This is a genomic window from Paenibacillus tabacirhizosphaerae (assembly GCF_040812395.1).
GTDB lineage: Bacteria > Bacillota > Bacilli > Paenibacillales > NBRC-103111 > Paenibacillus_E.
In genome coordinates, this window is record NZ_JBFNXH010000001.1 from 77,549 (window position 1) to 89,074 (window position 11,526).

Genomic DNA, 11,526 nt, shown 5'->3' on the forward strand with positions numbered 1-11,526 from the left:
AGCAAAGCAAATCTGCACAATTCAAGCATAAAAATAAAGCGAAAAAAAAGCTTATCCGAGCCGATACCGACAGCCAGGATTAAGCTTCGTCATTTACATGCTAAATCGTTCGCGATAACCGCATTTGCGGCACAATTCCTCCACCACTTCACGTTTGGAGAAACCTTCGAACAATCGGTTCGCTCGCTCACCCTCGATAATATCTGAGAAATGCGCCTCGTTAATATTTCCGAGATTGATAACCCCCTCCCCATCCAAACAGCAAGGAATGACCGTGCCATCCACCAGAATCCCCGCTTGGTTGCGCAGCGCATGGCAGAAACCTGGCCCTGGAATTTCTTCGGCCTTCAAATCCGGCCACTGGAATTCGTGGTCTTGATTGAGATATACCCGATCAGCCAGCTTCACGCCGGTTCCGCGAACAAATTTTTCATCAATTTTATAATCGAGTTCAAACTCTCGTTCCAGCATTTCCAACACTTCGCGATTCCGTTGTCTCTCTTGATTGGTCTGATTATCGGTATCCAAATTCCATAGCCGAAACGAGATAATCACATTGGAAGTGGAGACGATTTCTTTGGCAAATCGTAAAACGCTCATGACATAGCCTTCTTTATCTTCCGAACCGACATGGCCGTCAAAGCTGTGCAGGGAGAAATTCATTTGCCGAAGCGCCGGTTTACCCAGCAGTTTATGCCGGTTTTTAGTAATGAGCGTGCCGTTAGAGGTAATATTGACCTTAAAGCCTTTCTCGTGGCTAATATCAAGCAGCTCATCAATTTTGGGATGAAGGAGCGGCTCCCCTTTAACATGCAAATAAATGTGATCGGTATGCGGTTTGATTTGATCCAAAATATTCGTGAAGGTATCTATTTCTATGAAACCTTTCGCACGCTGTGTCTGAGGACAGAAGGTGCAGGCCAGATTGCAAATACTCGTAATTTCGATATAAAATTTTTTGAACTTTTTCATTTCATGGACTCCGTTTCTTTCTAGCTGCGTCTCGCAATACTAGCTATTATAACAGAGTTAGACGATCCATTGCACAATGATGCCGATAAAATGTGCAGCCGGAATCAGAACTGCCTGTGCAAGCAGCGTGCCCAAGAAGCGCGATGTCATGAGCAGCGCATAAATTTTACCGAGCTGAAGGCGATGTTCTTCGTTATGCAGCGCTTTGTCGGTAATAAGACCCAACTGCGGATCGATGAAGATGGTGAGCAAAATAGTCGCAATTCCGTTAATGATACCGGATGCTTGAGAAGCTGTTGTACTGAATTGGGGCAATAAATGCGCCGCATACAAGGAAGACAGCACCCCAACGGAGTAGAAGGCTGTAACAACAATATTTAGGAGGAGAAAGCGCTTCGGTATGCCCAAATAACGGAAATGACTGAGCTTGACCGTCGGTTTTTTCAAATAATGTTTCGTGTTTTTGATCTGGTCGATCGTTACGCTCGTAATAAGCTTAGGAATGGATCCAGCCACTTCCAGTTTAGCTATGACTCTTGCGCTGATGCTAACAAAAGAAGGGAATAAAGCAATTGCAACGAGCGTTCCGATCGAAGACGCAAATAAAATAATGCGCAGATACCGCTCCAGATCAAAGGAGGAATCCAGCTTCGCGTAATCCACGAACTTGGCGGTTAGCGGCGCTTGTACCAAGTTGGCGGTTCTTGAAACGAGTACGATGATGCCGGTTAATGAAAGAGCGACCGCGATTTTGTTCAGCTGAACGCCAGCGAACCTTACGGAATAGGACAACGTTTCCGCCGTATGGATAATCATCGTGAGGATGAATACGATAATTAAACTATTTGTCATCGTTAGACTCATTAGCAATCAGATTGCTTATCGCTGTAATAGCTTCTTCCCATCGCAGCTTCATCGCAGCTCTTTGCCGCTCATCATCCAGCTTCTCTTGATGGAAACTGATTGTTGTTTTCCCCGACTTCGCGGGAATTAATCGAATTTGCAGCGTTGACGGATTCGGCCAATTCTGAGGTTGCCACGTCATCCGGAGTTGCTCCAAAGGCTTTACGACGCGTATTTCTCCGCTTGTTCCCTCGTCTGTCCGATACGAATAGCCTGCCGTGAAGTTCATCTCTTCCAGCACGCCTAGCCAAAGTCTCCTCCCTTGCGACGATGTCAGCACATGCCACACTTGTTCCTGAGATAGAGGCAGCGACCTTCGGACACCGATTTGATAACCAACCGAAGCGGTTAAACCAACTGGATTAGTACCTGGCATTTGCATTCCTCCTAAAAGTTATCTGTTATCTAAAATGATTGTTCTTATTATCAGCGATCATTTTCGATTCATTGCTCCTTCATTCCATTACCATCGCCATACCAGAGCTCTTGAAACGTATGGCTGTTCTTCAGTAACTCAGCGGATGTGCCTTCTGCTTCAATGCGCCCATCCTTCATCACGATAATGTGATCCGCCCTCGCGAGTGCTGTTCTGCGGTGCGAAACGACCAAGCATGTGGCTTCGCTCCTGCGCTGAAACATACGCTCCCACAGCTTTTGCTCCGTCTCGACGTCGAGCGCGCTCGACAAATCGTCGAACACGTACAGCTCGGCGTCGCGCACGAGCATGCGGGCCGCCGCCGTCCGCTGCGCTTGGCCGCCGGACAGCTTAACCCCGCGCGGCCCGATAACCGTATCGAGGCCCTCGGGCAGCTGCGTGACGTCATATTCCATCACCGCCGCGTAGAGTGCTTGCTGCAAGCTGTCGCCAGGCTCCGCCTGCCCGAGCAAAATATTGTTGCGCAGCGTATCGCTGTAGAGTCGCGGCACCTGCGCCGTGTAGGCGCTCCGAGGCGGCGTAAAAAAGCTGCCCGCGTCATCGACAGACTTGCCATTCCACGCAATCGTCCCCTCGTCCTTGGGCAGCAGCCCAAGCAGGGCGCGGACCAGTGTCGTTTTGCCGGAACCGATGGTGCCGGTAATAACCGTGAACGAGCCCCGCGTCAAGCTAAACTGCACATCGGTTATGCCCCTTCCCGTGTCCGGGTACGAATAGGACAAGCCATGTACATCCAGGCGCTGAAAGGCGCCAGATCGCTCATTCTTAAGCTGAGGATTGCCGTTGATCGGCGGCAGCTCGCTGTTTTTGTTCAAATACAGCGATTTGGACGCAGTTAAAACTGTAGGGGAAGCCCCCTGAAGCAGGAAGGTCAAGCGATCCAAAGCCACGCTCATTTGCTTGAAAAACGTAATAAATTTGCCGACATTCGTTATGATTTGCGTGACAAAGGTCAAATAATAAACGAACAATGCGAAATCGCCGACAGTAAAAGCTCCTGCGCGAATTTTTTGCCCGGCCAGAAGCAAGATAAGTCCTGTCCCGAGGTTGACAGAATTCGAGAAAATCGAATCGAGCAGCTCACTCATGAGCCGATCTTTCAGATTAGCTTTTCTACGGGTTTCGCCTAATTGGCGGAATCGGTCAATGACGCGCTTCTCCGCGCCTGCGACTTGAATCGCTTGCACATTGCCGAACATTTCGCTAATTTCGCCCGTCACTTTGGCCGTTGATTCACGGCTTGCTGCGCGGTACTTCTGCAGTCTTGCCGTAGCCAGCTGCGCAGCTGCAATAACAAGAATAAGGGGCAAGAATACAAATAAAGTCATTTGCGCGTCAATGCGAATCAAAATGAAACTGGAAACAATGGAGAAGCAGATCATGCCAAATACATCTACCGACCAGCTCGCCGCTTCTTCCGATTGATCAACATCGTCGCGGAAATGGCTGATCGCCTCCCCTGGAGAAACTGGGATCGCTCGGGCTCCAGGCTGTTTCAGCACATGCTCCAGCATGTTCCGCCTAAGCAGCATACTCATACGGAAGCGGAAATTGACATCGGTGATAAAACCGAAAAGAATGAGCATCATTCGTCCCAGAGCTGCAGCCATCAGCAGTGCAACAATGCCCCATACCCCATAACCCAGCTTGGAATTCCCAGTAAGCGAGTCGAAAAACTCTTTGGTAACCAAACCTGGCGCAATCGGCGCTAAGTAAATAGCCGTCCAGGCAAATGCATTAAGGAAATAGCGTACGGGTCTGTGCATGATGAGCCGCCACAAATAATGACGCGTATTCATACCAGCACCTCCTCAAGCCCTGTCGCCAACAGTTGGCTGAACCTTGATGACGGATCTGCGGCCAACTGCTCTCTTTTACCTGATTCGAGAACGCGGCCGTTGTCAAGAATCAGGATGTGATCTGCCCTTTGTACCGTCGCAAGCCGATGCGCGATCAAGATACAGGATCGCTCCATTAACAGCTTGGAGACGGCTTTTTCCATACGCTGCTCGGTAAGTGGATCCAGTCTGGACGAAGCTTCGTCCATGATAACGAGTCCCGGATCCGTTAGAAACACTCTGGCGAATGCCAGCAGCTGCGCCTCGCCTGCGGACAAACTGCCGCCGCCTGAGGCCAGAATCGTATCCAACCCGTCAGGCAAAGATTCCTGCCACGCTTGTAATCCAAGTTCATTAAGCACTTCAAAAATCCGCTCATCTGCAATCTCATCATCATAGAAAGTCAGGTTATCACGAACCGTTCCCTGCATGATTTCGATATTTTGCGTCACCAAAGCGACGCGCTTGCGTAAATCCGCTAACTTGCATGTGCGGATGTCCGTATCTCCCATAACAATCATGCCCTTTTGCGGATCGTAGAAGCGAAGCAGCAGTCGCGCCATCGTCGATTTTCCGCTCCCCGTGCGTCCCAGCAGGCCTAGCACTTCTCCAGGCTTCAGGTCAAGATTTAAGTTCTCTAATGTCGGTTGATCCCCATCATAACTAAAGGACACATCGCTAAATTGAACGCTAAGCGGTCCAGCCGGAAGCGAACCTCCCTTGCCATCAACGATCGTTGAACGAATGGCGAACAACTCGCGAATCCGCAAAATGCTTGCATCCGCTTTTTGCAAGTCTTCCATTTGCGTACGAATTTTCTCGATTGGCTTCGCTAATAGCTCCGTGTAGAAAAAGATCAGGTACACCGTGCCAAGCGATATTTGATGCGTGTGCCACAGATAAGCACTGATTACGAAAGCCATTGCGTTGCCGAGAGCAAATGCGAATATTGACGTATTCCACATTGCGCAGAAACCAAGAAAAGCCTTGATGCGAAGCGGAAGCATGCGCCTATGTATGGCATAAAACCGATTCATCACGAAGCCAACCGCGCCATTCGCGCGAATATCTTCAGTCCCTTCCAAATGCTCGCCGATAAAGCCATAAAATTCAGCATTTGCTTGCCGCCATCCGGACCAAACCGGAACCGCATATTTACGTATCCACTGAATGATGTAGAAAGTGAAGAGCACAAAAATGGCCATCCCTGCGCCAATCAGCCAGCTCTCCCGGAATAATAACACGATAATCCCAATCATAAGCAGTACATTACCGACAAGATGGATAAGCATACTCGAAAAGAAATTCGCTAACGCGTTCACATCCCCGTCCACCCGCTCAATGAGCGAGCCCGACGTATGCGATTTATGAAATGACATGTCAAGTGACAAACAGTGTGCCGCTAAATCGCCGCGCAGCGTATTGGTTGTTTTCCATCCAAGATTTTCGCTGAAATAGGTCGCGATTACAGTTACGAGCTGTTGAATCAGGGAGAAGCCGATAAACAATCCGGCAGCCATAATAAGCGGTTTCAACGCACCTTGAGACTGGGCAGTATCAATAAAATATCGAATAATTTGCGGGTTAATCAGCTGCATCCCAATGGAGCCGAAAAGAAGTAAGGCTAAACCGATGAGGGTACCCCGCTGCGGCAATAAGTATTTTTGAAAAAAATCATTGTACTTGCCGAAGGAGCTGTGTGCTTTGTTTCCATGCATGTGAACATCCCTTCCATTATAATTAATGCCATTAATATATTATGCCATTAATTAGTTCGATACCCCCAATAAATACAACTTTCATGCTGTTTCTTCCCTCCTTTTTCCAACCTGTACCTCCAATCATACTAAATTGGACGGTCTCCGACAATGAACGAATAGACAGAAAAGAAGTGCGCCACTTAGACGCACTTCTACTCTCTCCTGCAATTTGCAGGAAGTTATTCCTATTGGGTGGTAACTCGCAACAAACGTGTTATTACGAATGAAAGTCCAGCCCCGAACGAACTTCTTTGACATAGCCAGCTCGAATAACAAAATCACCGAAGTGTTCGTTCTCGAGTCGTTCTTTCGCGTACTGCGTAATAATCGGTTTCAGCGACTCCAGAATCTCCGCTTCGCCGATATTTTCCTTGTACAGCTTGTTCAGCCGGTCTCCGGAGTGGCCGCCGCCCAGATACATGTTGTATTTGCCAGGCGCTTTACCAATAAATGCAAGTTCCGCAAGCATGGGACGGGCGCATCCATTCGGACAACCTGTCATACGAATGATGATTTCTTTGTCGCCCAATCCGGATTCTTCTAACATAGGCTCGATTTTATCCATTAAATCGGGAAGGTAGCGCTCGGCCTCAGCCATCGCCATACCGCAAGTCGGGAGAGACACACAGGCCATGGAGCTTCTGCGCAGTGCCGAGTAATGCAGCCCATCCGTAAGGCCATACTCTTTGATCATCTCTTCGATCTTTTTCTTCTTCTGCGTGCTCACATTTCCGATAACCAGATTCTGGTTCGCTGTGAGTCGGAAGTCTCCTGTATGGACTTTGGCAATTTCACGAAGTCCGGTCATCAACAGGTAGTTTTCCTCGTCTTTCACACGCCCGTTTTGTATGAACAGGTTGAAATGCCATTTCCCGTTACTTCCCTTCACCCAGCCATAGCGATCTCCATTATGATCAAAATGGTATGGACGCGCTGCTTCAAGTTTCCAACCTAAACGAGCAGTTAGTTCGCCAACGAACCACTCAACGCCGCGGTCATCAATCGTATATTTGAAACGCGCATGCTTCCTAACAGAGCGATCGCCATAATCCCGTTGAATCGTGACTGTCTTCTCAGCCAAATCAATCATCTGATCCGGTGTAATGAATCCGATTACTTGGGCTACCTGAGGGTAAGTGAGCGTATCGCCATGAGTCATCCCCATGCCGCCGCCTACGGAAACGTTAAAGCCCTTGAGGCGACCGTCTTCCACAATCGCAATGAATCCAAGGTCTTGTGAGAAAACGTCCACATCATTGGAAGGAGGTACCGCGATACCGATTTTGAACTTTCTCGGCAAATACACCTTGCCATAGATCGGCTCTTGCTCAACACCATCCTGGCTGTCCACAACCTTTTCGCCGTCAAGCCAGATCTCATGATAGGCTTTGGTCTGTGGATCCAAATGGTTACTCACGCGGCATGCCCATTCGTATACTTCAGCATGAACATCCGACTGGTAAGGATTTGGATTGCACATGACATTACGGTTTACGTCGCCGCAAGCAGCAAGCGTACTTAACAACGATGCATTCACTTCTTGAATCGTCTTTTTCATATTCCACTTCAAAACACCGTGAAGCTGGAACGATTGACGAGTCGTCAGACGGATCGTTCCGTTCGCATATTTCTGTGCGACACGGTCCATCATCAGCCATTGGTCGGGCGTAACGATTCCGCCAGCAGCACGCACGCGCAGCATGAACTGATACGCAGGCTCCAACTTCTGTTTTTGCCGCTCGTTGCGCAGATCTCGGTCATCCTGCATATAGCTTCCGTGAAACTTCATCAAACGGTTATCATCCTCGGGGATGGAACCTGTGATTCGATCTAGCAGCGTCTCTGCGAGACTTCCGCGCAAGTAATTCGTTCTCATTTTTATGTGCTCTACATCGCTATGCGGCGCACTGTTCTTCGAAAGTAAATTATTTTCTGACATGTTGGTCTTTCTCCTCTCGCGATCCTTGGGATTTCCTCTTAGTAAACATCCCGCTGATAACGTTTTTGCTGTTGCATCCGGGCCAAATATTCCGCAGCTTCCTCCGCGGAGAAGCCGCCTTCTTGTTCAATGATCGTTGCTAGGGTCGCATGAACATCGTGCGCCATTTTCTTTTCGTCGCCGCAGACGTAGACGCTCGCCCCTTCTTGCAGCCATTTATAGAGCTCAGCGCTCTTTTCAAGCATCCGATGCTGTACATACACTTTCTGGTCGGAATCACGGGAGAAAGCAACATCCATGCGTGTCAGCACGCCGGATTTCAGCCATTTCTGCCATTCAACTTGATAAAGGAAATCTGTAGAGAAATGCTGATCGCCGTAGAAGAGCCATGTTTTACCTTCAGCCCCAAGCTCTTCACGTTCGCCCAGGAAAGCTCTGAATGGAGCGACGCCTGTGCCAGGTCCAATCATGATGATTGGCGTTTCTGAGTTTTCAGGCAGCTTAAAATTCGGGTTGTTTTGAATATATACCGGCAACGTATCGCCGGACTTGATACGTTCTGCAAGTTGAACGGAACATACGCCGTAACGTTCTCTTCCCTGCTTCTCGTAGCGCACCGAGCGGACAGTAACGTGAACTTCATCCGGGTAAGCTTTGGAACTGCTAGCAATGGAGTAGAGACGAGCAGGTAACTTCCGAAGGATCGATACGAACTCGCCCGCGGGCACGCCCTTCAAGGTGTAATCCTGTACCAAATCCAGCAAATCGCGTCCACTGATATATGTTTTAAGATCTTGCTCGTGTCCTGCAGCTAACAGTTCTTGCAGCTGATTGTTGGTAGTAAGTTTTGCAACTTGCTCCAGCAGCGGCTTTGTAAGAACGGTAATTTCGTAGTTACGAAGCAGCGCTTCACGCAGGGAACGTTTTTCACCATTCTTATTTATCGTAACGAGCTCATCGGCATTCCAGCCCATAGCTTCGATCAATTCATCGACTAGACGAGGGTGATTTTCCGGATAAATCCCGATGCAATCCCCTGGTTCATATTGAAGATTCGATCCCTCCAAAGAGATCTCGACATGTCGGGTTTCGCGGTCCGAGCCGCGGCCGTTCAAATTCAAATTCTCCAGCACTTCCGCCTGGAAAGGATTCGTCCGCGAAAACTCGGATTCGCCACCGATCTCGACAGCCGTTCCGCTTACGGACGGCGTGCCTGCTGCCGCAGATGCCGTGCTTAAGGAGCTAACGACTTGATTCATCCATTCCGCTGCAGGCTCATCGAAATCGACGTCGCAATCCACACGCGGGCTAAGACGTTTGCCGCCAAGTTCCTCGAGGCGCTTATCGAAATCTTTTCCTGTTTGACAGAAAAGCTCATAAGAAGTATCCCCAAGAGAAAGCACGGAAAACCGCAGATCCTCCAATTGAGGCGCTCTTTTGCTATGAAGGAACTCGTGGAACGTAATCGCGTTATCCGGCGGTTCGCCTTCTCCGTGCGTGCTCGCGAGAATCAGCAAGTTTTGGACCTTTTTTAATGCATTCGGCTTGAAATCAGCCATGGAGGAAAGCGTTACTTGAAAGCCTTGCTCTTCCAGCTTCTTCGTTACCTTTTTTGCTAAGCCTTGCGCTTTGCCGGTTTGTGATCCGAAGAGCACGGTCACTTCTTTCGAGATTACCGGTGCAGTCGTTGCCAAAGTCGCAGTAGGCGCCGCGCCGGCTGGAGCCGCTGTACTTGATCCTTGGGTAGCCGCAAGATACCCGTTCAGCCAAATCCGTTGTGTTGCCGTTAGTGTAGGAATCAGTCGATTAAGCAAATCTACTTGTTCCTGATTAAAAGGGCTGTTCATTACTTGAAGTTCCAAAACATATCCACCTCTCATGCTTGCAAAAAATAGGAATTCCTAATTTACAAAATTCTTTATATTTCACTCTCCTGAACCTATCATAGCACGTCAATCTGGTCAATTAGAATGATTTTATATGATTAATCAGGAATACTGATAAAACGTAAAATTTAGCGAATTATCGCATCGGGAGCAGGTTTCATCGGGCGTGAGATCTTAACTGCACGCAGAAAGAGAAAGAGGCAATCCCTCCAGTCTTGTTAGACTTTCCGGGATAGCCTCTTCCTCATTCCTTTATTCGCTTTTAAAAATAGCGCGATGTCATCATCTTCTTCTTCGTATAAAATTCAACGCCATCCTTACCGTTCGCGTGAAGATCGCCGTAAAAAGAATCTTTCCAACCAGAGAATGGGAAGAATGCCATTGGCGCCGGCACCCCGACATTAACCCCAAGCATACCGGCTTCAACTTCCTCGCGGAATTGACGTACAGCTTTTGCATTTTCCGTGTAAATAACGGCTGAGTTGCCGAAGCGGGATCGATTGACAAGCGTCAATGCCTCGTCTAGATCGGCAGCACGCAACACGGACAACACAGGACCAAAGATCTCTTCATGCGCAATCGACATTTCCGGTTTCACCTGATCAAAGACAGTCGCTCCAAGGAAAAAACCATCCTGTGAACAAGCCTTCGCTGTCCTTCCATCAACCACAAGCTGAGCGCCTTCTTCGACACCTTTCTCAATAAATGATTCGATGCGCGCCCGTTGTTCTTTGCGAATGACAGGCGTAAGGGTCACATCGTCGTCCAGCCCTGAGCCAATCACCATATGTTCAGCCGCATCACGCAGCTTGTGCATGAAAACATCGCCATCGCCAACGACGACCACTGCCGAACAAGCCATACACCTTTCTCCTGCACTGCCGAAGGAAGACATAATAATGTTCTCGACCGTTTTCTCCGCATGGGCGTCTGGCATAACAATGTGATAATTTTTGGCGCCTGCAAGCGCCTGCACACGTTTGCCAGCAGAAGAAGCCTGCTCATAGACATATTTCGCAATCGGTTGGGAACCTACGAAAGAGATCGCCTTAACAGCAGGAATCGTTGTCAGCGCATTAACGACATCATGGCCGCCATGAACCAAATTCAGCACGCCATCCGGCAACCCCGCTTCATGGAATAAAGAGACAAGCTTCATGGCTGTAAGCGGTGTGCGTTCCGACGGTTTCAACACAAACGTGTTGCCGCAGGCAATTGCGAGCGGAAACATCCAGCAAGGCACCATCATCGGGAAATTAAAAGGGGTTATCCCCCCAACTACGCCTATTGGCACACGGAACAGCTCCGAATCGATATCTGTTGCAATATTGGCAAGCGTCGACCCCATCAGATGCGAGGGAGCGCCTGCAGCAAATTCCACGCATTCAATGCCGCGCAGCACCTCGCCTAACGATTCCTTGTAGCTCTTGCCATTTTCCTGAGTGATCAGCTTTGCAAGCTCCTGCTCATGATCTTGCAGCAGCTGCCAATAACGGAAGAGAATCCTGGCTCGTTTAGGAACCGGTGTGCGGCTCCATGACGCAAAAGCCGCTTGCGCCGCGTTTACAGCGGCCTCTACTTCATCTGCGGAAGAAAGCGGCACTCTAGCGATGATTTCCCCTGTAGCGGGGTTGAATACGCTCTCTTCATTATCGCTTGTCGAATCTACCCACACGCCTTGAATGAGATTTTGCAACTTGACTGTTCCCCGAAGGGAAGCGGCATCTAAACTCATCTACGTTCATCTCCTCAGCGCAAGAAATTTTTACACAAAATGAATTGGACACATTGT

8 protein-coding genes are annotated in these 11,526 nt (G+C 49.0%); all 8 read right to left on the bottom strand.

The genetic code is table 11. The annotated features are described in order from the left end of the window. Window positions 1-93: 93 nt before the first annotated feature. The 8 genes from ABRS97_RS00265 to ABRS97_RS00300 all read right to left on the bottom strand — a co-directional run bounded on the left by ABRS97_RS00265 (window position 94) and on the right by ABRS97_RS00300 (window position 11,469). Entirely contained in the window at window positions 94-972 is an 879-nt protein-coding gene (locus ABRS97_RS00265) for a radical SAM/SPASM domain-containing protein (RefSeq protein ID WP_367810893.1), read from the bottom strand. 57 nt (window positions 973-1,029) lie between these two features. Further along, window positions 1,030-1,824, bottom strand: a complete 795-nt coding sequence (locus tag ABRS97_RS00270) for a lipid II flippase Amj family protein (protein ID WP_367810894.1) — start codon at window positions 1,822-1,824, stop codon at window positions 1,030-1,032. Continuing rightward, a complete protein-coding gene (locus ABRS97_RS00275; protein ID WP_367810895.1) occupies window positions 1,814-2,251 on the bottom strand; it encodes an SRPBCC domain-containing protein in 438 nt (145 codons plus the stop codon). Before ABRS97_RS00275 ends, ABRS97_RS00270 begins: the two co-directional genes overlap by 11 nt. 68 nt (window positions 2,252-2,319) lie before the next feature. Further along, window positions 2,320-4,110, bottom strand: coding sequence for an ABC transporter ATP-binding protein (locus ABRS97_RS00280; protein ID WP_367810896.1), 1,791 nt, complete (start codon window positions 4,108-4,110; stop codon window positions 2,320-2,322). Further along, window positions 4,107-5,867, bottom strand: a complete 1,761-nt coding sequence (locus ABRS97_RS00285; RefSeq protein WP_367810897.1) for an ABC transporter ATP-binding protein — start codon at window positions 5,865-5,867, stop codon at window positions 4,107-4,109. The genes ABRS97_RS00280 and ABRS97_RS00285 overlap by 4 nt, the downstream gene beginning before the upstream one ends. Window positions 5,868-6,126: 259 nt before the next feature. Continuing rightward, window positions 6,127-7,848: an assimilatory sulfite reductase (NADPH) hemoprotein subunit gene (cysI, locus tag ABRS97_RS00290; RefSeq protein WP_367810898.1), complete on the bottom strand. Its 1,722-nt coding sequence runs from the start codon at window positions 7,846-7,848 to the stop codon at window positions 6,127-6,129. 38 nt (window positions 7,849-7,886) lie between these two features. Beyond that, complete coding sequence (locus ABRS97_RS00295) at window positions 7,887-9,710, bottom strand: assimilatory sulfite reductase (NADPH) flavoprotein subunit (RefSeq protein ID WP_367810899.1); 1,824 nt, start codon at window positions 9,708-9,710, stop codon at window positions 7,887-7,889. A gap of 286 nt (window positions 9,711-9,996) precedes the next feature. Continuing rightward, on the bottom strand, window positions 9,997-11,469 hold the full coding sequence (locus tag ABRS97_RS00300) for a CoA-acylating methylmalonate-semialdehyde dehydrogenase (RefSeq protein WP_367810900.1): 1,473 nt from the start codon (window positions 11,467-11,469) through the stop codon (window positions 9,997-9,999). Window positions 11,470-11,526 lie beyond the last annotated feature (57 nt).

Bases quoted from the DNA above. Each gene is read 5' to 3' on its own strand.
- ABRS97_RS00285 (WP_367810897.1), bottom strand. From the start codon at position 5,867: ATGCATGGAAACAAAGCACACAGCTCCTTCGGCAAGTACAATGATTTT.
- ABRS97_RS00270 (WP_367810894.1), bottom strand. From the start codon at position 1,824: ATGACAAATAGTTTAATTATCGTATTCATCCTCACGATGATTATCCAT.
- ABRS97_RS00275 (WP_367810895.1), bottom strand. From the start codon at position 2,251: ATGCCAGGTACTAATCCAGTTGGTTTAACCGCTTCGGTTGGTTATCAA.
- cysI (WP_367810898.1), bottom strand. From the start codon at position 7,848: ATGTCAGAAAATAATTTACTTTCGAAGAACAGTGCGCCGCATAGCGAT.
- ABRS97_RS00265 (WP_367810893.1), bottom strand. From the start codon at position 972: ATGAAAAAGTTCAAAAAATTTTATATCGAAATTACGAGTATTTGCAAT.
- ABRS97_RS00280 (WP_367810896.1), bottom strand. From the start codon at position 4,110: ATGAATACGCGTCATTATTTGTGGCGGCTCATCATGCACAGACCCGTA.
- ABRS97_RS00300 (WP_367810900.1), bottom strand. From the start codon at position 11,469: ATGAGTTTAGATGCCGCTTCCCTTCGGGGAACAGTCAAGTTGCAAAAT.